The organism is Fictibacillus gelatini DSM 15865 (assembly GCF_000430745.1).
In the GTDB taxonomy this organism is placed as follows: Bacteria; Bacillota; Bacilli; order Bacillales; family Fictibacillaceae; genus Fictibacillus_A; species Fictibacillus_A gelatini.
Genome location: NZ_AUMP01000006.1, coordinates 1 through 25,761 on the forward strand (window position 1 = coordinate 1; position 25,761 = coordinate 25,761).

The 25,761-nt window shown below is 42.6% G+C and carries 21 protein-coding genes; 8 read left to right on the top strand and 13 right to left on the bottom strand.

Annotated features, from left to right (window positions below; genetic code table 11):
• Positions 1–1,086 (bottom strand): ribonuclease YeeF family protein (locus H538_RS25070; RefSeq protein ID WP_211235560.1); only part of this gene is annotated, 1,086 nt, incomplete at its 3' end.
• Between the two features lie 250 nt (positions 1,087–1,336).
• Between H538_RS25070 and H538_RS0109285 the strand changes: the two genes are divergently transcribed.
• From H538_RS0109285 to H538_RS0109295, 3 genes are read left to right on the top strand one after another with little or no spacing between them, the layout of a single operon-like run.
• Complete coding sequence (locus H538_RS0109285; protein WP_026677381.1) at positions 1,337–2,815, top strand: type I restriction-modification system subunit M; 1,479 nt, start codon at positions 1,337–1,339, stop codon at positions 2,813–2,815.
• On the top strand, positions 2,812–4,041 hold the full coding sequence (locus H538_RS0109290; protein ID WP_026677382.1) for a restriction endonuclease subunit S: 1,230 nt from the start codon (positions 2,812–2,814) through the stop codon (positions 4,039–4,041). The genes H538_RS0109285 and H538_RS0109290 overlap by 4 nt, the downstream gene beginning before the upstream one ends.
• A gap of 41 nt (positions 4,042–4,082) precedes the next feature.
• Positions 4,083–7,427 (top strand): DEAD/DEAH box helicase family protein, encoded by a 3,345-nt coding sequence (locus H538_RS0109295; protein ID WP_026677383.1) that lies wholly within the window; start codon positions 4,083–4,085, stop codon positions 7,425–7,427.
• Between the two features lie 516 nt (positions 7,428–7,943).
• Here the strand turns inward: H538_RS0109295 and H538_RS0109305 are convergent.
• The 11 genes from H538_RS0109305 to H538_RS0109365 all read right to left on the bottom strand — a co-directional run bounded on the left by H538_RS0109305 (position 7,944) and on the right by H538_RS0109365 (position 18,099).
• Positions 7,944–8,381 (bottom strand): ester cyclase, encoded by a 438-nt coding sequence (locus H538_RS0109305; RefSeq protein WP_026677385.1) that lies wholly within the window; start codon positions 8,379–8,381, stop codon positions 7,944–7,946.
• A 66-nt stretch (positions 8,382–8,447) separates the two neighbouring features.
• Positions 8,448–8,831, bottom strand: coding sequence for a VOC family protein (locus H538_RS0109310; protein WP_026677386.1), 384 nt, complete (start codon positions 8,829–8,831; stop codon positions 8,448–8,450).
• Positions 8,832–8,986: 155 nt separating this feature from the next.
• Positions 8,987–9,172: a hypothetical protein gene (locus tag H538_RS0109315; protein WP_026677387.1), complete on the bottom strand. Its 186-nt coding sequence runs from the start codon at positions 9,170–9,172 to the stop codon at positions 8,987–8,989.
• Positions 9,173–9,554: 382 nt separating this feature from the next.
• Positions 9,555–10,325 carry a metallophosphoesterase family protein gene (locus H538_RS0109320; protein WP_035350490.1) on the bottom strand — a complete coding sequence of 257 codons (771 nt, stop codon included), beginning with the start codon at positions 10,323–10,325 and terminating at the stop codon, positions 9,555–9,557.
• A gap of 528 nt (positions 10,326–10,853) precedes the next feature.
• Complete coding sequence (locus tag H538_RS0109330) at positions 10,854–11,540, bottom strand: copper homeostasis protein CutC (protein WP_026677389.1); 687 nt, start codon at positions 11,538–11,540, stop codon at positions 10,854–10,856.
• A 106-nt stretch (positions 11,541–11,646) separates the two neighbouring features.
• Complete coding sequence (locus H538_RS0109335) at positions 11,647–11,835, bottom strand: Gfo/Idh/MocA family oxidoreductase (RefSeq protein WP_026677390.1); 189 nt, start codon at positions 11,833–11,835, stop codon at positions 11,647–11,649.
• 19 nt (positions 11,836–11,854) lie between these two features.
• Positions 11,855–12,718 carry a sugar phosphate isomerase/epimerase family protein gene (locus H538_RS0109340; RefSeq protein WP_026677391.1) on the bottom strand — a complete coding sequence of 288 codons (864 nt, stop codon included), beginning with the start codon at positions 12,716–12,718 and terminating at the stop codon, positions 11,855–11,857.
• A gap of 16 nt (positions 12,719–12,734) precedes the next feature.
• Entirely contained in the window at positions 12,735–13,739 is a 1,005-nt protein-coding gene (locus H538_RS0109345; protein ID WP_026677392.1) for a Gfo/Idh/MocA family protein, read from the bottom strand.
• Complete coding sequence (locus tag H538_RS0109350) at positions 13,736–14,752, bottom strand: Gfo/Idh/MocA family protein (RefSeq protein WP_026677393.1); 1,017 nt, start codon at positions 14,750–14,752, stop codon at positions 13,736–13,738. The genes H538_RS0109345 and H538_RS0109350 overlap by 4 nt, the downstream gene beginning before the upstream one ends.
• 9 nt (positions 14,753–14,761) lie before the next feature.
• Entirely contained in the window at positions 14,762–15,775 is a 1,014-nt protein-coding gene (locus H538_RS23480; protein ID WP_051291411.1) for a Gfo/Idh/MocA family protein, read from the bottom strand.
• Positions 15,776–16,620: 845 nt separating this feature from the next.
• Positions 16,621–18,099 carry an amino acid permease gene (locus H538_RS0109365; RefSeq protein ID WP_035350491.1) on the bottom strand — a complete coding sequence of 493 codons (1,479 nt, stop codon included), beginning with the start codon at positions 18,097–18,099 and terminating at the stop codon, positions 16,621–16,623.
• Between the two features lie 1,035 nt (positions 18,100–19,134).
• Between H538_RS0109365 and H538_RS0109375 the strand changes: the two genes are divergently transcribed.
• From H538_RS0109375 to htpX, 3 genes are all read left to right on the top strand, one after another.
• Positions 19,135–19,884 carry an alpha/beta fold hydrolase gene (locus H538_RS0109375; RefSeq protein WP_026677395.1) on the top strand — a complete coding sequence of 250 codons (750 nt, stop codon included), beginning with the start codon at positions 19,135–19,137 and terminating at the stop codon, positions 19,882–19,884.
• Positions 19,885–19,891: 7 nt separating this feature from the next.
• Positions 19,892–20,485 carry a TetR/AcrR family transcriptional regulator gene (locus H538_RS0109380; RefSeq protein WP_026677396.1) on the top strand — a complete coding sequence of 198 codons (594 nt, stop codon included), beginning with the start codon at positions 19,892–19,894 and terminating at the stop codon, positions 20,483–20,485.
• 520 nt (positions 20,486–21,005) lie between these two features.
• Positions 21,006–21,890 carry a protease HtpX gene (gene htpX, locus H538_RS0109390; RefSeq protein ID WP_026677397.1) on the top strand — a complete coding sequence of 295 codons (885 nt, stop codon included), beginning with the start codon at positions 21,006–21,008 and terminating at the stop codon, positions 21,888–21,890.
• Between the two features lie 79 nt (positions 21,891–21,969).
• Here the strand turns inward: htpX and H538_RS0109395 are convergent, their stop codons facing one another.
• Positions 21,970–22,953 carry a glutaminase gene (locus tag H538_RS0109395; RefSeq protein ID WP_026677398.1) on the bottom strand — a complete coding sequence of 328 codons (984 nt, stop codon included), beginning with the start codon at positions 22,951–22,953 and terminating at the stop codon, positions 21,970–21,972.
• A 415-nt stretch (positions 22,954–23,368) separates the two neighbouring features.
• On the opposite strand from H538_RS0109395, the gene H538_RS0109400 reads away from it, so the two are divergent.
• On the top strand, positions 23,369–24,628 hold the full coding sequence (locus H538_RS0109400; protein WP_051291419.1) for a sensor histidine kinase: 1,260 nt from the start codon (positions 23,369–23,371) through the stop codon (positions 24,626–24,628).
• Positions 24,629–24,632: 4 nt separating this feature from the next.
• Positions 24,633–25,568: a response regulator gene (locus tag H538_RS0109405; protein WP_026677400.1), complete on the top strand. Its 936-nt coding sequence runs from the start codon at positions 24,633–24,635 to the stop codon at positions 25,566–25,568.
• The last annotated feature ends 193 nt before the right edge of the window (positions 25,569–25,761 follow it).

The following is a 25,761-nucleotide window of genomic DNA, read 5'->3' on the forward strand; positions in this document are numbered from 1 at the left end:
TTTCTTTTCGATACCCGTAATCGCCTTTTTCCCGAGTTTGGTGACGCCTTTTTTTATAAGTCCTCCGGGGACGGCATACTCTGCGATTTCTAATGGAGTGCCTTCAAATGGGGAATCTAATTCTCGGACCCCTCCTGCCCGGTTTTTTGGTACCTTATCGACAATTTGATATTGTTTATTAAAATTCTTGTCTTTATATTCCCTTACAATCATTCCATTGGCGAGGATATGGTAATCACCGTCATATTCCGCATATTCGTCAATGACATGAACCGTTTTGATTTTTTGTTCCTGTAGCGTTTCAAATTCTTCTTTCGTTACGTTTTTATTTTGTAACTGTGCGATGTACGAAGACGCGATTAATTGTTCGTCCGCATCCGGGCGTCTATACTTGTTTTCATAAGGATTTGTCTTCTGGGCAAGGTCGCCTATCAAGTCATTATAGGTTTCATACGATGTGATTTGTTTTACCGAGTAATTTGAAATAGTCACTTCGCCGCTTTTGATTGCCGAGCTGATCTGGTTGATATAGTTTGCCATCAAGGCGAGGTCTTGTTCTACCGTTTCCAGCGCGGCGGTTTGCGCTTTATCAAAGGCGTGAAGCTGTTCGATCGTCGTTTTCGCATGTCGTTTCGCTCGCCAGATGTTTTCCACCACTTCTGTTTCATCAAGGAAAGGAAGATCAACAATATCCCGGACTTCTTTCATCGCCTTGTTCGCTTCATCGACGATCCCGATGGTTGTTGTCTCTATTTTATGAAGTCCCGCTCTTACATCATGATCCAAAAAACTTTCGCTAATAAAGCCGTTTGGATCAGGCTCAAAATTTTTCAGCTGATTTTTGATCGATGTTAAAATGGCTTCATAATCTTTAATGAACGATTCAAAATAAAGCAAAAACGAAAGGTGGCATTCCTGATAGAACAAACGGATCGCCTGCCCTGCTTTTCCTTTAAGGGCGTTTTCGAGAGAAATAATGCCTTTTACCGCATTCTTTATCTGTTGAATCTGTCTGCTTAACGACTCCAAATATTTCTCGGTGTCACTGATCGATTGGTTCAACGCCCGGGCATCCAATACCTTCATGAAGTCACTCCTTCTTTGGCCGGTGTCTACAAATTGATTATCCGGCTATCTCATTAATCCTTTTTCCTATTATAGGAAAATGCATTTTAATAGTGAATAGATTGAAAGAAAAACAGGTCTATATACCTATTTATTCAAGCGGAAGTTGATAATATGCACAACCTATATTTTTGGAAGTAATTTTACATTCCTTGTAGTATAATTGGTCATATGGTAACAGTTTTTTATTTGATCAAAATGAGGTGCATCAATGATTACAGGTGAATTGAAGAACAAAGTAGATAAAGTGTGGGAAACATTCTGGACGGGCGGTATTACAAACCCGCTTACCGTTATTGAACAATTTACCTATCTTCTTTATATAAAAACGCTTGATGAAAATGAAAAGAAAAAAGAAGCCGATGCGGAACTTTTAGGCTTGCCTTTTGATGGGATTTTTCCGAAGGATCAACCCGAGTTACGCTGGTCCATTTTTTCGAATATGGGCCCGGATGAAATGTATAAAGTCGTGTCGGAACAAGTTTTTCCCTTTATTAAAGGGTTAGGCGGGAAACAGTCGACCTATGCCAAATTTATGAAGGATGCGATCTTTGTCATTCCGACGCCTTCATTACTTGCTAGAGTCGTCGCCGGCATTAACGGGCTATTCGCGGCAAGTCATTCGGATGGGAAAAAAGATACGCTTGGCGACCTTTATGAATATTTATTATCGAAGCTTTCCACCGCCGGAACGAACGGTCAGTTTCGAACCCCCCGCCACATTATCGATATGATGGTTCGGTTAATGAAGCCAACGCCAGAGGATATCATTGTTGACCCGGCTGCAGGATCGGCAGGTTTTCTTGTCGCTTCAGGTGAATATTTAAAAGAATCGCATCACGATATGTTTTTCATCCAGGGCTTGAAGGAGCATTTCAACCAGAACATGTTCCACGGATTTGAAATGGACGGAACGATGCTTAGAATTGGCGCGATGAACATGATGCTTCACGGTGTCGATAATCCGAATATCACTTATCGTGACAGCCTGTCCGAACAAAATAAAGATACTGAACAATACACACTTGTTCTCGCTAATCCGCCGTTTAAAGGATCTTTGGATTACGAATCCGTGTCTGATGATTTATTAAAAGTGACGAAAACAAAGAAAACGGAACTACTATTCTTAGCACTTTTCCTTCGGTTACTCAAAAAAGGCGGACGCTGCGCTTCCATCGTTCCGGACGGTGTTTTATTCGGTAGCTCCAATGCACATAAGTCGATTCGAAAAGAAATTGTGGACAATCATAAACTCGAAGCGATCATATCCATGCCATCGGGCGTATTTAAACCATATGCCGGAGTTTCAACGGCCATCATGATCTTTACAAAAACAGGCGCAGGCGGCACAGACAACGTCTGGTTCTACGACATGAAAGCAGACGGCTACTCATTGGACGACAAACGAAACCCGATTGAAGCCAACGACATCCCCGATATTTTAACGAGATTTAACAATCTTGAAGCCGAAAAAGAACGAAAGCGGACCGAACAATCCTTCTTCGTACCGGTCGAGGAAATTCGCGAAAATGGATATGACCTGTCGATTAATAAGTATAAAGAGATTGAGTATGAGGAAGTGGAGTATGAGAAGCCGGAGGTAATTTTAAATCAAATTAATTTATTAGAAAACGATATTGTTAATGGGATAAACCTGCTTAAAGAATTATTAAAGGAAAAAGTGAAATGAAAACAATGTATGAAACAAGATTTTTAAAAGGGTATATTGAACAAATTCGAGGAGTATCTTATAAAAAAAATCAAGTATCAGAAGTTCCAAAGAAAGGTTATATACCATTAATTAGAGCTACAAACATTCAAAACGGTGAATTAGTTTACGAGGACTTAATTTATGTAGAAGAGTCAATTGTAAAAGAAGAACAAAAAATACAATTAAATGATATTATTATTGCCGCTTCTAGTGGTAGTAAACATATCGTTGGAAAAGCGGCTCAGGCAAAAGAGAGTAAACTATGTACTTTTGGTGCATTTTGCAAATTGATTCGCCCTAAAATAAACGAGATAGATCCCTTATTTTTAAATTATTTTTTTAAAACTAACTACTATTCTCGTACTATTTCTGAATCCGTTAATGGGGCTAATATTAACAATATAAGAAATGAACATATAGATAATTTAGTGATACCAATACCTTCAATAAACAATCAGAGAAGAATTGGAAAGACATTGAAATTGGCCGAATCCCTTATAAATAAACGCAAAGCCCAAATCGCAGCGTTATCTTCCCTCGCGCAAAGTGTGTTTTTGGAGATGTTTGGTGAACCCTCTTCAAATAAACATAATTTTGAAAAAATAAAACTTTCAGATGCTATAATTTCATTAGAAGCAGGTTTAAGTACTGGAGGAGAAAATAAAATAAAGAAGAATAACGAGTTAGGTGTGTTAACTACCAGTGCAGTAACATATGGTATCTTTAATCCAAATGCATATAAAGTTCTAAATAAAAAAATTGATAAAGAAAAGAAACTTATTCACCCAACTAAATATTCAATTTTAGTTAGTAGAATGAATACTAAGGATCTTGTAGGTGCTTCTTGTATAGTAGAAGAAGACTATTATGACCTGTTTATTCCAGATAGATTATGGAAAATAATCTTGAACTTGAATATTGTTAATCCATATTATTTTATCAATGCAATTCAACAAAAATACTTTAGAGCTAAATTATCTAAAGAAGCCACAGGCACAAGTGGATCTATGCTAAATATTTCTCAACAAAAATTCAAAAATATGGAAATTTTATTGCCATCTATTGATCAACAAAACAAATTTTCGGATATTCTTAATAAGATTTCTAAGAGCAAATTAAAAATTCAAAGAAGTCTTTTACAATTAGAAACCAACTTCAACTCCCTATTACACCGCGCCTTCAAAGGCGAGTTATTCAACGATTAACCTTGTTTCACAAATTTATGCTTTCATCAGGGGGGATCGATTTGTTCAGCAACTTTCAATTTCTACAGGAGAAAGCTCAATTTGATAGTTTTGCGAACGCTTGTCTGGAGGCGGAGAGGAGCCTTCAGGTAAGCCCCGCTACGTGTGCGATTTTGACGCGGAGGGCGCTTGAGCTTGCGGTGAAATGGCTGTATGCGTCAGACAGCGAATTGAAGGTGCCATATCAGGACAATTTATCAAGCTTGATTCACGAACGGACGTTTTTGTCGATTATTGATGAAGACTTGTTTCCTTTATTGAAATACATTATTAAGCTGGGAAATGTCGCCGTTCATACCAATTCAGTCATCACAAGAGACGAAGCGGTGCTCGCGTTACATAACCTTCACCAATTCATCGACTGGCTTGACTATTGTTACTCCGAAAATTATTCCGAATCCGAATTCAAGGAAGAAGTTCTTCTGACCGGAGAAGAACCTCGAAAACGGCCGGAAGAATATAAAGAACTTTATGAAAAATTGAGCTCAAAAGATCGTAAATTAGAAGATTTAATGCGGGAAAATGAACAGCTCCGCAAACAATTAACGGAAAAACGGAAAGAAAATACGCAAGAATATGACTTCCAGGTTGACGAGCTTTCCGAATTCAATACGCGGAAAATTTATATTGATATCGAATTGAAATTGGCAGGTTGGGAATTTGGCAGAGACGTTCTTGAAGAATATGAAGTGACTGGCATGCCGAATCATCAGGCAATAGGTTTTGTCGATTATGTGCTGCTCGGGGATAACGGCAAGCCGGTCGCCGTCGTAGAGGCGAAGAAAACATCCTATGACGCCAATAAAGGAAAACACCAGGCCAAACTATATGCCGATTGTATTGAACAAATGCACGGACAGCGGCCGATCATTTTCTATACGAACGGATTTGATATTCGTCTCTGGGACGACCTCAACTACCCGGAACGAAAAGTATCGGGCTTTTATACAAAAGCGGACCTCGAGCGTCTCATTGACCGCCGGATGATCAAACGGCCGCTCGTTGATATTGAAATTAATGATGATATTTCGAATCGGTACTATCAAAAAGAAGCCATTTTATCAGTGTGTGAAGCTCTTCAAGGGAAGCAACGAAAAGCGCTGCTCGTCATGGCGACAGGAAGCGGGAAAACGAGGACAGCCATATCTCTCGTTGATGTGCTTGTACGCCACAATTGGGTGAAAAATGTATTGTTTCTAGCAGATCGAAAGGCGCTCGTTCTTCAGGCAAAGAAAAATTTCAATAACCTTCTTCCGAGCATGACGTTGTGCAATTTACTCGATAATAAAGATAACCCGGAACTAGCGCGCATGGTCTTCTCCACTTATCCGACAATGATGAACGCCATTGATGACGCCAAGCGGAAAGACGGTAATAAACTATTTACCGTCGGGCATTTTGATTTAATTATTGTCGACGAAAGCCATCGGAGTATTTATAAGAAATACCGGGCCATTTTTGACTATTTTGATGGAATCTTACTAGGATTAACGGCAACGCCAAAAGATGACATCGATAAAAATACGTATGATGTCTTTGGTCTAGAAACCGGCGCTCCAACTTACGCATATGAGCTGGAACAAGCCGTTAAAGATAAATTTTTGGTTGATTATCGGACGATTGAATCGACTTCCAAAATTTTAGATGATGGACTTCGTTACGATGAATTGTCCGATGAAGAAAAAGAGCATTATGAAGATACATTTGATGAAGAAGAAGGCGAAATCATCAGCAATTCGGCCGTCAACCAATGGCTCTTCAACGACAGCACGATAGACCATGTGTTAAATGACCTGATGGAAAAAGGAATCAAGGTCGAAGGCGGCGATAAGTTAGGAAAAACGATTATTTTTGCTAACAATTCAAAGCATGCAAAGCGAATTGTCGAGCGGTTTAATCATATGTATCCGCAATATAACGGGAAATTCGCAAGCCAAATTGACTATAACGTTGATTATGTCCAAAATCTTATCGATGATTTTTCAACAAAGACGAAATATCCGCAAATTGCCGTATCGGTCGATATGTTAGATACAGGTGTCGACATCCCTGAAGTCGTGAACCTTGTATTTTTCAAAAAAGTCCGTTCGAAGTCAAAGTTCTGGCAAATGATCGGACGCGGCACCCGTCTTTGTCCGAATCTTTTCGGAATTGGCGAAGATAAAACGCATTTTATTATCTTTGATTACTTACGAAACTTCGAGTTTTTCCGCCAGAATGAGAAAGGAATTGAAGGAAGAGTCTCCATTGGGTTAACCGAACGAATTTTTAATTTAAAAGTGGATATCATTAAAGAACTTCAAGCGATTCATTTTCAAGAAGAACCGTATATTCGCCATCGGAATGAATTAATTGATAGTGTGTATGAAGAGATAAACCAGCTTAATGATGAAAACTTCCAGGTAAGAATGCATTTACAATATGTCCATAAATATAAAAACCGGGCGAACTGGCAGGCGCTTACCGTTACAAATGTCAGTGAAATTCAAGAACATATTTCCCCATTAATCATTTCAATTGCCGATGATGAACTTGCCAAACGTTTTGACAGTCTCATGTATACAATTGAACTGGCTAAACTGACGGCAAAAAATGCAACAAGACCCATCAACAGTGTCGTCCGGACTGCGGAAGAGTTATGTAAGCTAAGTACGATACCGGCGGTTGACGCCCATCGGGAAATCTTGTTAAAGGTGCAATCCGAAACATTCTGGGAAGAGGCAGACCTTTTTGAGCTTGAAGAAGTGCGCCAGGCCATTCGCGATCTTGTGAAGTTCTTAGAAAAGGAAAGCCAAAAGGATTACTATACGAACTTTAAAGATAATTTTACAATTATTAGTGAAGATGGCACTCCTTTTTATGCTTCAAATGATCTGCATAATTACCGGAAAAAAGTGAATCAATACCTAAAAGAACACCAGGATCAACTCGCGATTTATAAGCTTCGCCACAATAAGCCGTTAACGAAGCAGGATGTTGAAACACTTGAGAGAATCTTGTGGAACGAGTTAGGGACGGAAGAAGAGTATAAAAAAGAATTCGGTGACACGCCGGTCACAAAGCTGGTCAGACAAATTGTAGGATTGGATATTCATGCGGCCAACGAAGCATTTTCGGAGTTTCTTAACGAAGAAAAACTGAACGTTCACCAGCTTCGTTTCGTTAAGCTCATCATTGATTATGTGGTCAAAAACGGAACGCTTGAAAAAAAAGTATTGCAAGAAGACCCGTTCCGTTCGCTTGGTAGTGTAACGGATCTATTTCGAGACAACATCGACCACGCCCGCGGGATCATCCGGGTCATCGACATGATTAACCGGAATTCGGAGGAAGTGGAAGGAGCTTAAAATATAAGGGAGAATTCATTCCTGAGTTCTCCCTTACTATCAATGCCGGAAACTATAAGAGGCGGGAAATTATGTTGAAAAGAAAATTTGTAGTGGCTGTCATGATTTTCGTACTTTCAAGTGTAGTGATTTCTTTCCTTTGTCCTTTGGAAACTTTTTTAGGGGAAAAGAGCTCTTTTCTTTCTAATCTATTAATGGTTTCCATTTATACAGGGGCAGGAGTCTTTTTGTACGGTTTTCCCGTATCCATCGCCATAGAATGGATGACAAAAAGCTGGGGTGACGCAAGATTTTTCTTTGCATTTTCTTTCCATCTGATTTTTGGGGTTTTGCCTGTTTTTATCCTGTGGTCCTTCACTCTATTTTCTATCATCATTTCCGTATGTTATTTTCTCTTAGACGAATTTTTCAAACATAAAACAGGACTCGCAAAATTAACTTAGGGGTTACCACTATCTTCATTTAAAAAGGCCAGTTTCCTTAAGTATGGAAAATGACCTTTCGAATCATTCAAAGTTAGTCGGCTTCTGGCCAATCCCAGCCTAGCTGCAGGAAGAGTCCGAGACGGTCGCTGACTGCGCGAATCTCACTAATTTTATCGTTCTTTATTGTAAAAATGAAGATGGCCTCGTTTTCAAAACTACGGTTGGTCGGCAGCGGCATGCGCGGGTGGGGTCCAGTATGGGAGCCGCTTTGTGTAATTCGTGCAACCACGGAGGAGTTTTCGGCAATCAGTTCCTCAATTTGAAACTGCAACGGATGGAAGGCCGCCAGCTGCTGCCGGATGCCATCGAAAGCCGCACCTGGCTTGTCTTCCTCACCGTGAATGATTTTATTATGATCAACGACGTCTCGAGACATAAACTCTATTAGTTTCTCTAGTTGGCGCTCATTAATAACCTTAAAGAAATTCTCCACCACTTTTTTATTGCTTGAAAGCTTCGACTCTTCCATTTTTCAACCACCTTTACGCGGTTTAATATTTAAGGGAGAATTCCGTTCTGAACTCTCCCTTTAAAACTATCTCTCAACCAACTCAAGCTTTTCTCCATCCGGCCCTTCAAAGAAGGCGATTTTTACCGTACCGTTTAAAATGCTTCGCGGCGATTCGTCAACCAATTTCACTCTGAAACTTGCCAACCTCTCTAGCTCGGCTTCGATATTGTCTACGGAAAAAGCAAGATGATTCACTCTGCCTTCTTGTTCGCCAACTCCTCTTCCGCCAATTAACTCCACTTCAACAGCGTCTTCCCCTGGAAACGCCAAAAAGGCAAGTTCCACCTCATCATTTAAAGCCTCTCTCAGGCGTAGCTTAAGACCTAACACGTTTTGATAGAAATCAAGCGACCGGTCCATGTCACTTACCATAATGCCGGTATGTTCCAACTTTTTAATCATATTCATTCACACTCCGTCCTATACATTCAAATCAAGCAGGGCATGGTTCTCAAGAAGTAGCTACTATCTTGTTGTTTCTTTATTTTAACCTCATAGATAAGTAAACTTCCAATAATAAAACCATTATTTCTGTGGCTGTCAGTATTCAATAATATTAAAATTTAGCTATGATTGGCTGCGGAATAGTACTGACGGCAACGTTCTTTTCTTTTCAAATGTGCCGTCAATATCGAGCCGGATGCCCCCATTAGTGAAACCACGAGCCACGGAAACCCGGCCCAGCCATCTAACCCGAATAGGATCAGGCCGAAAAAACTGCCGGCGGATGCTCCAATGCCAAATGACATTTTCGATAGCCCGAAATATGCTCCCGATGGCTTCCCCCTGCTGTAAATGGACACCTTACTATCGGAAGCGGGAAGAACTAATGTTTCTCCGACGGTAAATACAATGACAAAACAACAGCCACCATTTGCCCGGAATGATCCAACTGAACAAAAGGCCGATTGCCATTATAATCATCCCCTTTATGATGAGCGCGGTTAATTCATACGCCTCGAACAAGCGCCTGACGAGGAACATGATGAGCAATCCGGATATAAAATAAACACCCAAAATTAGGCGTTTATTTGTCATGCTCATTTTTTGGTTTTCGTCCAGACCTTTTATCAGTTATTTTAGCACTCTCGGATCTTAACTTATACTTTCAGACCGGAAATTCAACCAATATTAGCTTTCCTGCGGGCCTTGATTCTTTGCCGCCATCTCTAAAATTTCCATCCCCTTCTTCACCGTCAGCGTTTGTAGAATGTAGTTTTTAACAAACTCTCTGGCATCGGGGTCACCGCCAGCCACGACCTCTTTTGCCGCAGCCTCCGCATCATATGTTGTCCGTCGGAACTCGTAGCCTCCGGGGTATAGCAAAAGCCAGTAAGCGCCTGGGAGATCGGCGAAAGGCATTCCCACACTGCCGGCATTAAGAATGTGCACTCCCCCCACTTGCAACTTGAATTGAAGATGAGTGTGCCCGCAGACAACAAGCTGTTGATCCACATGATTGAAGATGGCGGCAAGCCGTTCCTTTGATGTCAATGGGGTAAAAATCTCCATGTCGCTTGTTGGCGTGGCATGGCAGAATAAGATCTCTCCCCACCCTTCCGTATGAACGATCGCTTGTTCCGGCAATCTGGCAAGGAAATCCCGCTCGAACCGCATTAACTGATCAGCGACCCAGCGCTGCTTATTGAGCCCTTTTTCTGATAAATAAGGTATGGACTTTCCGTCAAAGGCCATGACCGCCTCCCGGTCGCCATTGCCGCGAATGAAGCGGGCTCTGTTCCCCAGTACAGAAAGCCGTTTCAATGTTTTCGATGGCATGGGGCCCGAGACGATATCGCCCCCGATGATGATCATGTCTGGCTGCACTTCTTCGAGCTCCTCCAGCACTGCGTTCAATGCCGGCAAATTCCCATGAATATCGTAAAGCGCTGCAATTTTCATCTTCAAAACCCCCACAGAATTTGATTGCCCCTGCTACTGAAAATCCAAACTATTTTTAACATACGCGTGAAGGGCTTAGCCCAACGGTAAGAGCTTATTTGCCTCGCATGTAATATAGATGTTATGTACCGTCTTTTCGTTTTTCTTCTTTTATACTCGTCAAAAGAATCCGTCCCGAGTAGCCAGCCTTCCACCCGGGCTGTGATTCCCTCTTTTAATATATAGCCTTCCAGCAAAGAGAACGAAACGGATGCCGTTTAAACCCTTCTATTTCAGCAGTCCGCCCGGCACCCCCTGCGGCTTCACGCAATCGGTCGATCTGAAAGTCTTTGCTTTCCTAAGACCGACCAATAAAACATTCAGTTCATCCCCCCCTGCCGAAAAGCCACGTTACCGCCACTCTTTTGGTCATATGAGGGCGCACGTTCATTTCCTCAAGCGGCTCGCTTTCTTCAAAAATCGGATAAATGGCTACATCCAATTGGCGGAATTGCTTTTACAGCAGTAAACTTCACTCCGGCCATTCCCCTAACCTTGCAAAATTTGCTTAACCTTTTTCACTCTCTCTGCATCTACGGGCTCCAATGCATGTTGCTTAAAACGGACGCCTGTACCGAAATGAACCTCTTTCACACGGGTCGTTTCGATGAATCTTTTTAAAGCCGGAATCGTCAATCCGCTCCCCGCCATAATCGACAGATGCGTTTGTTCCGTCTTTTGCACGAGCTTGATCATTTGCTCTTGTGCATCAAGAACGCTTTTTTTGCCTCCCGATGTTAAAATTCGTTTAATTTGCTTAAAGCGAAGCAGTTCTTCCAGCGCCTTTTCCTGATCAGCTGCTTCATCAAACGCCCGGTGGAAAGTGACATCCAACCCTTCAGCTGCATCGAGCAGCCGTTTAAGCGTTTCAACATCAATTTGCCGTTCCTCTGTCAAACAACCGATAACGACCCCGGCCGCGCCGATTTGCTTGACGATTTGAATGTCTTTCACCATCGTTCGAATATCATCCTCGTTGTACATAAAGGACTGGCTATGAGGGCGGACCATGACGTTCACCGGGATGGCGACAGCCTGGACGGCTTCTTCAATCAGTCCATAGCTCGGCGTCAATCCGCCTTCCAATATCCCGGTAATCAACTCAATCCGGTCCGCACCGCCTTTTTCTGCTATTTTCGCATCGCCCGCCGTTGTCGCAATTACTTCCAATACCATGTTTCATCACCTTTTATCTGTTCAATTTCAATTCGAAATCAAGCGTTTTTGTAATGTGAAAATCGCTTTTTTCGAACCGACCACTTTTTTATTATCGTTGATAATGTCAATTCCCGCTAATCTCCGTAATTGCGTAATATTTTGTTGCCTTATATGTTTGCGCCTTTTCCTTTGCGCGTTCCTCATTCAAATCACAAATCGCATCAATTTCCGCCCGTTCGTTTTTTTCATACGATTGCAAGTACATGTCCGATATCGAACCCGCTCCGACTACGCCAATTTTTAATTTCGCCATTCTCCTTCCTCCTTTCATTTTACACTTCTTCTAAAAATCGGCGGGCATTGTCCATGCCGATTCGCGAACCTTTTTTGCAATCTTCCATTCCTTCAAATTCAATTGAAACATAGCCGTCATAACCTGACTCCTTAATGATTTTCAGGATTTTGCGGATCGGAATGTCGCCATGTCCGACGATGGCTCCCCTTAAATAATTGCCAGCTGTCGTTTGAAACCAGCCTTCACCCGGATTTTCATGTGAAGGGCGAAGATAGAAATCTTTCAAGTGGATCATTGAAGCAAAAGGTAGATTTTTCTTGACGGCAGATACCGGATCTTCATCTACGCACATGAAATTTCCGATGTCCATTGTCGTCTTAAAGTTCGGACGGTCAACCAGCTGAATTAGACGCTGTACCCGGTCGCTCGCCTGTATGAAAAATCCGTGGTTTTCAACACTTGTCGTAATGCCAAATTGCGCGGCATAATCCGCAATTTCCCGGCACGCCGAAACGAGGCGCGGCAAATCTTCCTCAAACTGTTTGATCGATGTTTCATTTATTTGGCGCCAGGCGACGTCATGGCGCATGAGCTTGACACCGAGTCGGTTCGCAATTTCCACTTCCTTCTTCACCCGCTCGATTTCAGCCTCGTACGACTTGTCATCATCTGAAATGAAATTCGCCCCGATGGCATAGTTGGATATGTCGATTCCGGCTTCTTCCGCCTTTTGAACGATCGTCTCTACTAAACGAGGGTTTTCGTCAAAATTAAATCCGAGCGGGACGATTTCAATGTGCTCGCCGCCATGATCACGAGTCCACTGGATCGCTTCAACAATGGTCATTTCCCCCGACTTCAACGCAGAAAATAGGCTGTATGAACTTAACCCGATTTTCATAAATTCCTCCAAAAGATTAAGTATATGATTTCCCTAACGAAACCCGCTTCAATTCAACAGATTGCTTCCGTTCATTCGATTCATAGGCTGCCTTTACCACTTCAAGTGTGCGCAATCCATCCTCTCCCGTAATCGACGGCGGCCTTCCTTGCTTGATGCTTTCGAGAAAGTCGTCAAGCATTCCTTCAACAGCGTTTTCTCCCCAGGAAAGCTGCCGGATGCAATTGGCTTCATCATTGTAATAAAGGGAGTTTTGGGCAAATGCATCAACCGTTACGGTTCCTTTAGTCCCGACGATTTTCATCCAGACATCTCCCCATGCCGGAAATGTTTTCGGCCGCGACCAGCTCGGGTCGATCGTGGCAATCGCACCTGATTCCATTTCAAGTGAAACGATCCCGCAATCCTCCACATCGATTTCGTAAAATCTTGTATCGAGCTCAGCATAAACATTTTTCACTTCATCATTCGTGATCCAGCGAATGAGGTCCATCACATGAACGATATGACTGGCAGCCGCTCCGCCGCCTGACTGTTCCTCTTCGCTGAACCACCCGCCGGGCATTTGCCCATGGTTCGTTCCATTGATCGCAACGACTTCTCCGATGGCTCCGGACTGCACAATTTCCCTCACGTTTTGAACAGCCGGGACAAATCGCATCGGGAAAGCCATTTGCAAAGTGACTCCTTCTTTATCGCAGGCTCGGATCATTTCGGCTGCATCTTCAATCTTCGTCGCAATCGGCTTTTCACATAAAATAGGCTTCTTTGCTCTGGCTGCGGCGATAACGTGTTCTTGATGCTTTGCATTTTCAGAACAGACAACAACGGCATCCATGTCGGCGCTCAAAAATAGCTCGAGATTCGGAATGAATTCCGTGTTGAACTTGTCCGCCGCCTTCATTCCGCGGGTTGTGTCATCATCCCAGATAGCCGAAAGCTGTACATCATCCCGCCTGCTTAATAGCCCGGCGTAGCCGTATGCATGCATATGGGCAAAACTAATGATGCCAATCTTCATTGTGTCACCCCCTTGTCGAGCAATTGAACAGGCTCGCCTGTTCGCGCAGATTGGGTCACCGCCTCTGCGATTTCAATTGCTTTTAACGCATCATTTGCCGTAATGACCGGTTCGCATTTCCCCTGTAAGCAATCGATAAAATGCTCAAGCATCCGCTCGTACGGATCCTTTTTTATTACGTTTTTCGGAACAGCCGCTCCAGTTGAAGGCTCTGTCGCTTGCTTTCGGATATGCAGGCGGACTGGAAAGCTTTCCGTACTGTTGTAGGTGATCATTCCAAGGCTTCCGGCAAGCTCGAAGGAAGCTTCAAACGCCGGTTCCGCCCAGGAGCTCTCAACATGGGCGATCGTGCCGTCTTCCATGACCAATATAGCCAGTCCAAATTCAAGGGCACCGCCTTCTTCTCCTGAACGTTTTACATGCCTTGCCATCACTCTTTCAACTTCTCCAAACGTCCAGCGTAGCCAGTCAAAATCATGAATGCCAAGGTCTAAAAAAACGCCTCCGCTCAAGGTTTCATCCCCGTACCAGATCCCTCTCTCACCTGGATGAGGGCCTCCTCTGTTCAACCGGACGACGCCCGGCGTCCCGATCGCCCCGTTTTGCACTTGCTTGCGAGCATCGGCATATTCCGGAAAAAAGCGGAGCGTATGCCCGACGAAAAGCTTAACCCCTTGCAAGCCGCATTCATCGATTATTTTCTTCGCCTCATCCTTAGAAAGCCCCAACGGCTTTTCACAAATGACATGCTTTTTCGCTTTTGCTGCCTCGATGGCGAATTTTTCGTGGGCATGGGTTGGCGTGCAAATATCGATGACATCAACTTCGGTCTCGTGTAACAGCTCTTCTAGACTCGTAAAAGGAAGGATATCATATGTTTCAGCGATTTCCTTTAATCGGCTTTTGTTACGGCCCACGATACCTACAACTTTCGCATTTTCTATGCGGGAGAAGGCTTCAAGATGCCTCCCGCCCATTTTTCCCGTACCCCCAACAACCGCGATTTTAATCATGAACACACCTCACCTTTTTTCGTCATACGATGATCCTTGCAAAACAGACTGGCAAAATGATGAGAGGGAAACCGCCTGTCCTGATTTTTGCGATTCGTTCGCAGCTAGCGTTACGGCCAATGTCTTTACTCCGTCTTCATAGCTCGCTAAAATAAGGTCTTGATTCTTCGTTTGGACGGCTTCAATGAACGCCCGGTCTTGTTCGGCGTAAAAATCGATGCCTGACTTGTACGTCGTTGTCTTTCCTCTTTCTTCAATTATTACGTTCACCCCGTCAATGACGACACGGAAATCGCGGCCTAACAATTCAACGCCCATCCGGTGGTCGTGCTGGATGACCGTGCTGTCTAAGTGCCCGACCCCGCCGGATTCGAACGTAAAGTTGACGGAAGTGACATCCGGAATATCGATGTTTTCAATATCATTAAGAAGCACTAACGACATATTCGCATACACTTTATCGATTTCGCCGACTAAATAACGAATCATGTCAATCGTATGGGTGGATTGCTCGACTAGCTGTCCGCCTGATTTTTTCATTTCGCGGTACCATGGGGTCGGCACCCAGCTTGTTAAATAATGCCCGCGAACCATCGCTACCGTCTTATCTTTCAAATATTCCTTCGCTTTTTGCACAGTGTCCAAATAACGCAGGCAATAGCCTGAAGCATTGACGATTCCCGCTTTGCGAATCGCTTCCGCTTTCCGATTGACCGTATCCAAATCTAATCCGAGCGGTTTTTCAACGAGCAAATGGATTCCTTTTTTCGCCGCTTTTTCTTCGATTTCGCCATGCGCAAATGGAGGGACGCAAATAAATAAGGCATCCAGCATTTCTTTTTCCAACATGAGATCGATGTCGGTATAGGCTCTCGCCCCGTATTCAGCTCCCTTTTTTTCTGCATTTTCCTTAACGATGTCACATACGGCGACGATTTCCGCTTGAGGATCTTGTTGGACATTTCTTAAATGAGCCCCTGCAATCCCGCCGACTCCGACAAAACCAACTTTTACTTTTTCCATTTAAAACAACTCCTTTTTAAATTTTCAAACAATTGTAAACCTATAGGTGAAGCTAACAAGAAAAATGATAATACCGAAAATTCAGACTGCAATTAATAAAACCTATCCAAAGACCATTTCCCCTGCTGCAAAGACAAAAGACTGTCATTGTATTCCCTCTATTACTTTCTCCAATGAAAAAATGAACTTCATGTCATCTATCTATTCGGAACTTAGCCTTCGATTCCTTCTTTAGTTATTAAATGGATGAATCGGATGCAAGCTGCTTTTTTTTCTCCGATTTTTTTCTATAGCTGGCATAACCATTCCTCCATTCCACCCGTGCAGAACAATAAAAATTTTTAGATCATTTATCGAGGGAAATGCTACTGTTTAAGAAATCTAGTCCCTCTCTCTTCTAGAATTTTAAGGAACACCTCGATAAATCAGGGGAAAATTAAAAAAATATCATGAATCGTTGCCATTCGCTTTATTCTTATCAATCATTTCAGCACGGATATCTTTCAATTCGATGGGTTTATCAATCAGTTTGCAGCACTTTTCAATTCGCTTTATTCTTATCAATCATTTCAGCGCGGATATCTTTCAATTCGATGCGTTTATCAATCAGTTTGCAGCACTTTTCAATTCGTTTTATTCTTATCAATTATGTCGATGTGGATCTCATTAAAATTATCTAGCTCCATATTGGAGAAGTTGGAGATCACTTCTTCAAAATTTTTTCCTTGAAAAATAAGATATGTCTTAGCTAAATGGGCACTAGCCTGATGCTTCCCTTTACCGTAAAAAACCATAGCCCCTATTAAAAAAGGGACTATGGTTTTTTAACATATCTGTGGAATCATTTATTCCTGGCTGAAATCAGCGTCCTGTAATGGGACCATTTTAGATTTCATGACTGCTTTATAGCCTAAATATCCTGCGAGGAATAATGGAAGCCCGATATAAGAAACTAAAATTCCATACCAGTCGATTTTCGGGCCAATGAAAGCACTGTAATTGGTTCCTAACATCGCAATCAAACACATAACAGTCGCCAGAACCGGACCAAGCGGATACCACTTTGCTACATACGGCAGGGCTTTCATATCTTTTCCCTGTATCTTATAGGCTTTTCTGAATCGTAAATGCGTAATCGAAATGCTTAACCATGAAATATAGCCCGCTAAACCTGCTGCATTCAATAGCCAATTATAAACGGTTCCTTCACCAAAGTGAGAAGTAAGGAAGCAAAGCATGCCAATTAAAGTAGTTGCCAGAATAGCATTATAAGGAACCCCGCCTTTATTGACTTTTTTCAAGAAGGCCGGTGCCTTTCTTTCCTCAGCCAGCGTCCAGAGGACACGGGAGCCAACATATAATGCGGAGTTTCCTGCAGATAAAACAGATGTTAAAATAACGGCATTCATTGCAGCTGCAGCAAAGGCTAAACCAGCATGTTTAAATACTAGCGTGAATGGGCTAACCGCAATATTGGTGATGTCTGAGCTTAATAAATTCGGATCTTTATAGCTAATTAAACAACCGATGACAAAAATCGCCAATACATAAAACAAAAGGATCCGCCAAAAGATTTGCCGAATGGCTCTTGGCATGTCTTTTTCAGGGTTTTCACTTTCACCAGCAGCAACCCCGACCATTTCCGTTCCTTGAAAAGCAAAACCTACCACCATAAAAACACTAAAGATAGAAAGAATTCCGCCTTTAAATGGGGCTTCACCTTTCGTCAAATTGGAAAATCCACCCGTATGGCCGCTCATAATTCCGAAAATCATTAATAAACCAATAACGATGAAAATGATAATGGTGGCCACTTTAATAATCGAGAACCAGAATTCTGATTCACCATACCCTTTAACCGATAATATATTCAACAAGAAAATAACGACAAGAAAGCTGGCACTCCAAATAATTCCCGGTACATGAGGGAACCAGTATTTCATAATCAGCGAGGAGGCCGATAATTCAAGGGCAAGAATAATCGCATTGTTATACCAATAGTTCCAGCCGACAGCAAATCCTAGCGCCGGGTCGACAAACCGGGAGGAATACGTGCTAAATGAACCGGAAATCGGGATAAAGGCCGCCATTTCAGCAAGGCTCGCCATCAAGAAATAAACCATGATCCCGGCAATAAGATAAGCCGCGATAGCTCCACCGGGACCGGCGTCGTGAATGGTGGCACCGCTGGCTAAAAAAAGCCCCGTTCCGATGGTTCCGCCAATGGCAATCATCGTTAAATGCCTTGTTTTTAATTTTCTTTCCAAGTGTTCTTGCTGTGCTACTTGTCCATTTGATTGATACATACGTTTTTGATTTTCCATTTAACACCTCATTCGCTATTTCTCCGATGAAACTTAATAAAAAAATAATATTCATTATTGCCCTAACTTCACTTCAAATACAGACCATATTGCACTACATAGTATAGCAATAATGGCTAAAATCATCGAAAAATGTCGTTTTATTTTCTTAAGTCCTCCTTTCAAACCGACTGTATTTTCAGTCAATTTGCAACTTTCGTGCCAATTTTGCAAACGCTATAAATCAGGATAAGAGAAAGCAACACTGCAAAAAATGTTAGCAGTAATGTAAATTTTTTTGCACCTTTTATGCAAAAAAATTTAACATACCAAAGCACCCCGATCAATCCCGGGAGTGCTTTGGTAAATTATTTTTTCTCTCCATATCGCTTATAGGTTTTATTCGTGATTGCAAACTGGCCAGTGGAAAGACCTGTACTGATCCATTATCAATAGAGACGTTCCCCCGCAAATTCCCCAACACATCCGAGATCATTTTCTTAAAAACCGGCTCATCGATGAAGAACATCACCTTACCATAGTTTACGGAATCATTGGGAGGGATCGGATAGATAGCCTTGTTACTGGATGGTCAACTGTATTTATCTTTAAATAACCTCATTTGTCCAATGGTCGAACCTGTACGCATTTGCGGTAAGCGTATTTTAGGAATACTATAACCCTTCTGAGAATAAATAAAGCGATCTCCCTTGTAATACAAAAAATATTTCTTCAACAATTGAACTATTAGCCTTGTATTTCTCCAGTTCGTCAATGGCTTCGATTCGGTAGTAGTCATCGTGTACTTTATAAGGGGTGAGCCTCGGATCATACGATATTCTGACGGCAATATTAGCCAATTCTTTGATCCGTGAATCGGTCAAATCTTTAACCTGTTTTTAAAAAATGGCACTACTCGGAAGGAAAATGCCTCAATCTAATGGCTTACTCCGAAGTGTTGTCTGGTATTACTTTGTAACGCATTTATTTTTTTATTGACCGGACGTTCATTCAATAATAAGATAATATTAACTTTAATGGAATGGAGGGCTTGCAATGGATTTGTATTATGAGGTTAATGGAAATGGGCATCCCGTCGTTCTTCTTCATAGTGGGGGAACTGATTTACGTGATTGGGCATTTGTAGCACCTCTTCTTGCCAGGGACTATAAAGTCGTTGCTTTTGATGGGCGCGGTACCGGGAAATCCCCGGCGCCTTTAAAGAATGCGAACTATGTTGAAGATTTACTATCGCTGCTTGACCATCTAGAACTTGAGAAGGCCACACTCATTGGACACTCTATCGGCGGTCAGATTGCCACCGAATTTGCCCTGAATTCCCCTGAAAGAGTGTCGAACCTTGTTTTGATTGCTCCTTCTTTGTCAGGGTTTAACTATTCACAAGAGTTTAATGCGTTTATCGGCAAAATTAACGAGGCAGCCCCGGATATAGAAAAGATGCTTGAGCGTTCACTTAGCGGTTCATTGTATGGTGTCGTAATGGCCGGGCCCCATCGGAATCTGATGATCGAGATGCAACGGCATTATTTCAAGCGGATCATGGAATGGCCAGCTTTCGAAATGGTTTGGCCAAAGCCGCCAGCTATTGAAAGATTAGAGGAATTAACGACCAAAACACTATTTATTATTGGAAAGCAAGACTTTCCGGATAACCTTCGTGTTACAGATTGTTTTCGAAAAGCCCCACACATTCGTTTCGTTGAAATTTCTGATGCCGACCATATGCTAACACTTACCCATCCTGAGGATCTATATCACTATATTACCGACTTTATGGAGGAATGAATGCAGCATGCCAAGAACCGAGAAAGAGAATGAAAGGATTCGCCAGTTAGCCAAAGAGAATATTCTTAGCGCTGCGATGAGACAATTCATAAAACAAGGATACCATGCGACTTCGATTAGCGATATAGCAAAAGCAGCCGGCATATCGAAAGGCCTGCTGTACAATTATTTTAAAGGCAAAGAGGAACTTCTTGCTACAATGGTGAAAGATAGAATCGGAGAATTAATTAAGGTCATGGAAGGCGCAGCCGCTTTGGAGACGCCTGCTGAACAGCTTAAATATATAGTAGAGGGCGCGATCGATAACGTTGCTCAAAAGCCGGAAGTATTCCGGTTCTATCTGCACTTGCAAACCCAGCCAGAAGCGGATCGAGAGCTAATGAAATACAGTCATATGCTGATTGAAGAAAGCGCCAGACAGTTCGAGTTACAGTGCCGGATGTTCGAAAAACTCGGTGTAAAAGAGCCCCGGAAACGGTCGCTATACTTTTCATCCACACTTCAAGGGATCTTGTTAATGATATCTACCTATCCTCAGCAGTTTCCCATTGAAGAAATAAAAACAGAGATGATTAATGAATTTTGCTTCCCTTCTAAATAGAAAAGACAATTTTAAAAAAACTTTACTGGATTGATTGTATGTATCGACACCATAGTAAAAGGAAGGAAGTCTAACTACCTTCTATTTGTTGATTTGATTGATTTAGATGAGCTAACTCCACTCCATTCAAATTTTGAAATTTGGTTCGAACGATTTATATTAGCTCAAGGAGCCGTTTTTTGGGAATGGCCGATCTATTCGGCTAAAAACTATTATAAAGGCAAACAAAACTACTAAAGTTCAGATGGTATGATCTTGTTCTTGAATACCAATAAAAGAAGAAGAGCGGTCTGCTCTTCTTCTTTTTAAATTAATTTTTTGGATACATGCCAATCTTTGGGTTCAGACGAATAAACATCAAAAGCGACTTGGAATCTTAATCTATTCCGGAAGAGACGCCGACTTTTTTGCTTCAATCAAGTTCAATTTTACAATCGAAAAATATTTTTTGAAACCTTCAACGGGGTGTAGCGTATATGTTGGTATAGGACAATATCGTTATAAAAGAAAGGGAGAAGCTATGTTTAAACGAATTGGCTATTTTCTGCTTGTTAACGTGCTTGTTGTTGTGACGATTGGAATTGTGACAAGCTTGCTCGGGATTCGAAACTATATTTCGGCAACCGGAATTGATTACAGCACACTGCTTATCTTTAGTGCGGTTGTCGGTTTTTCCGGCTCGCTCATTTCGCTCGGGCTTTCCCGTTTTATCGCGAAACGGGTGATGGGCGTCCAGGTCATTGATCCGAACGGCTCGAACCATCCTTATGAAAAAGCTCTGCTTGAAACAGTGTACCGCCTATCGCGCAATGCGGGCTTAAAAGTCATGCCTGAAGTCGGCATTTATCATTCAGGGGAAGTTAACGCGTTTGCAACCGGACCCACGAAAAAGCGTTCGCTCGTTGCGGTATCTAGCGGTTTATTGGAGCATATGGATGATGACGCGGTCGAAGGCGTGCTCGCCCATGAGGTGGCGCACATCGCAAATGGCGACATGGTAACGATGACCCTTCTTCAAGGCGTCATCAACACGTTCGTCGTCTTCCTTTCGCGGATCTGTGCGTATATCGCTTCCCGTTTTGTCAAAGAAGAGCTCGCGCCTGTCGTCCATTTCATTGCCGTTATTGTGTTTGACATATTATTCTCGATTTTAGGAAGCATTGCCGTCATGGCATTCTCCCGTTACCGCGAGTACCGGGCCGATAGCGGCGGCGCGCATTTGGCCGGCAAGGAAAAAATGATTCACGCCTTGAGATCCTTGCAGCATACCACAAAGCTAATCGATACGGAACAAGCATCTGTTGCGGCGCTGAAAATCAGTGGCAAACGAGGCGGCATCCTCCGCTTGTTCGCAAGCCACCCGGACTTAGAGGACCGCATCGAACGTTTACAAGCTGGAAGATAATAAAAAAGAGACCCGAATGTTTTGCTTTTGCGAAACTTCGGGTCTTTCTTCTTGTGCAAGCTTTTATAAAAATAAAACTTTAAAAAATGCTTAAGTCCCATTCCTGGGCGATGTGTTTCAAGAGCATGACTCCCGCTGTGCTATTGCCATGTTGGTCGATGGCAGGACCGTAAATGCCGATGCCGCACCCATCTTGAAAGGGGGCTTCGCGCCGGGACCGTGGAGGCACAAGCGCCATGATTCCTCCGGATACGCCGCTTTTTGCGGGCATTCCCACAAAGGCGGCGAACTTGCCTGAAGCATCGTACATTCCACATGTCAGCATAAGGCTTTTCGTCAGCCTGGCGATGTTCACTGGGAAGATTTGTTCATTCCGAATTGGATGGTAGCCATCATGGGCAAGAATCAGCCCGATCAAGGCGATGTCTTCCACTGTTACTTCTATTGAACATTGCTTCAAGTAAACTTCTAACGTTTCTTCGACTTCTGATTCCAGAAAGCCTATTCCTTTTAAATAGTGGGCAAGCGCTCGATTTCGATGGGCCGTTTTCCATTCCGACTGAAACACACTCTCATTCAACGCCGGGCGCTCCCCTATCATTCTTTCAATTAATGTGTAGATGGATTCCAGCTTTTGTTGCGGCGTTCGGCCGGAAAGCATGGAAGCCACTGTAATGGCCCCGGCGTTGATCATCGGATTAAATGGTTTTCCCGGTTTATGTGTTTCGAGGCGAATGATCGAGTTAAAGGGATCCCCTGTAGGCTCCACATCGACCTTCTCCAATACATACGAAACGCCACGATCCAGGCAAACAGCAATAAAGCTAATTACCTTCGAAATGCTTTGCAAGGTGAAGGAAACCCGCCAATCTCCTGACTTGAGCCCGGTTCCATCCGGGCCGATGATGCAAATGCCAAGCTGCATAGGATCTTGACTCGCTAAGGCAGGTATATAGCTTGCACATTGTCCATGACTGGCAAAGGAACGAAAATGCGCCACCCATTCATCCAGACAATCGATGCCCTTTTGTTCAATCCGCTCTTCAAAAGGTACTTTCAACATCATAACGGTCGATCTGCCCCCCCTTTTTATTCTAAAAATTCAATCGTATCAGTTGGAAAAACATTCTTGCAGAGAACGCTTCCAAACCTGCTATTTCTATAGATATAATGAATTTATAGCTAAACCTACAAATTCATACAAAAAACTACAAAGGGTGCAAAACTTATTTAATACATCGAACGTTGCGTTGTTTTCTATATGTAAAGCACATATTGTGGGAAAGCCAATGTAATTGTATACTGATTTTTAACCCTGTTAGGAAGTGGAATTGTTGAACATCAGTCTTCTTTTTAGAAAACTCGCCGAGTGGCGGGCTTTAAAAAGGCGCGGACAGAGGATCAGTAACCCTCATGTCTCAAATAAACCGTTATACTTTCCTGATGGCATAAAAAAAGATGGTTTCATTCTTCTTTTGATGCTTATCATCGTGCCTCTATCGGGTGAATTGAATTTTTATCCGATCAATCAATCGTTCCGCATCAGTTTTGGGGCGCCTGTCTTTTTTTTCTTTTTGTTATTGTTTAGAAAAATGCCTTCTGTTTTGCCAGGGATCTTGACGGCCCTGCTTGTGGTCGCCTTTCGAATCGCCAAAGACATGGCCATGCAGGATCACTTTCATTGGGGAACATCCCTTGAAGTTCATTATTCTAGTTTTTTCTTTTATTCTTCGTATTCGGTTTTATTTTACTTGGCCAAAGTGAACCGCTTTAGCAACCGGATTTTAATCGTATGGATCATGGGCATCACCATTGAAATAGCGGCAGATTTAGTAGAGTCATTGAGCCAGTATGCTGTATTGAAAACGGTAATTACATTAGCCGCATTGAAAGAAATGGCGGTTATCGCGATTTCCCACAGCTTTATTGTCCTGAGCTTTTTCACGATGATGAAATTGTATGAAACGCAATCGAGGGAAAAGCAAATCCGAAAGCAAAATGAACATATGCTGATGCTTATTTCCAATTTATACGAGGAATCCGTCCATTTGAAAAAAACGCTGCAAAACGCTGAGAACATCACGAAAAAATCATACGATCTATACAAAAGTCTGACCCGTTTAAAAAATGAGCAAAATGCTTCCCAGCTTGAAACCTTCAGAAGAAAGGCGCTGCAAATCGCAGGGGAAGTCCATGAGATTAAAAAAGATAACCAGCGCATTTTTGCGGGGCTTTCAAAGCTCATTTCGGATGAAAGCTTTACTGATTATATGGATGTGGATGACCTCATTCAGATCATTGTTCGTTCCAACGAAAAATATGCCCGTTTATTGGGGAAAAACATTCAATTTGGGCATTCCATCGAGGGCACTCATCCCCATTATCATATTTTTACCACTCTATCGATCGTCAACAATATTGTCGCGAATGCCGTGGAAGCCATTCATAATGAAGGGACGATTTCCATTTTCGTGTCAAGAGACCGTGATTTTGCTATATTTCGGATTGAAGATGACGGCCCCGGAATTGCCCGAAAGCATCAAGATGTCATTTTCAAGCCCGGATTCACCACAAAATACGACGTGGATGGGAATTCATCAACGGGCATTGGGCTAACCTATGTGAAAGAAATGGTTGAGCAGCTTGGAGGCGACATTGCCCTGCAAGACGGCCCAGACGGAAAAGGAACGATTTTCGTCATTCGATTGCACGTTGATCATTTATTGGACAAAGGGTGATTCGATGCTTTTTTTTATTACAGATGATGATGTCGCCGTTCGCTCGATGCTCGCTGAGATCATTGAAGACGAGGATCTCGGGGAAGTGGTCGGGGAAGCTGATGACGGCTCATTGGTTAATGGGCAAATACTGAACTTGAAAAAAGTAGACATTTTATTAATTGACTTGTTAATGCCGAATCGGGACGGCATTGAAACGATTCGCTCGCTCACACCGGATTTCAATGGGAAAATCATCATGATTTCCCAGGTTGAGTCAAAAGAGCTGATAAGTGAAGCCTATTCTCTTGGCACTGAATACTACATTACAAAGCCAATCAACAAAATCGAAGTATGCACCGTCATCCGGAAAGTGATCGAACGGATTCGGCTGGAACGGTCGCTACATGACATTCACAAATCCTTAAACTCGGTCCTGAAATTGGAACGTCCGGACAATCGGATAAAGCCTTCGTCTACCGACAAACAGATACGACCATCCGTTCATTTTCTATTGTCAGAATTAGGAATGGCCGGGGAAAGCGGGAGCAAAGATTTGCTCGATATGGTCGATTATTTATATCAATACGAACAAGAAGAGCGGTTCCAAAAGGGCTTCCCTTCACTTAAAGAGATTTTTGTGCATTTAGCTGAAAAACGGCTCGGCACCACTGCCACGGAAACAGAAATAAGAAAGGAGATCAAAGCTTCTGAACAGCGCGTCCGCCGGGCGATCTATCAGTCTTTGAACTATATGGCGTCATTAGGTCTTGAGGATTTTTCTAATTGGAAATTTGAGAATTACGCCCCAACCTTTTTTGACTTCGCTACGGTCCGGGCAAAAATGAATGAGTTAAAGAATGGTTCGCCTTCGTCCGCTTCCCTCACCCGCATCAATACAAAAAAATTCATTCAAGTTCTTTATTATGAAGCAAAGCGGGTGCGATTGGAAATGAAATAAACCACATTATGATAGAATGCCCTGAGGTATTGCCGGCAATGGCAAAACCTCGGGGTCTTTTTGTGGGGAATGCCAGTCGGCGTATTATCATTCAACAACTCTCCAAAATCAATTTTTTCTGCCATCTTTGAATCACCTCTGCTACAATGTTATTGGTTTGCTGAAAAAAGACTAAAAATCAGGATCAATGAAA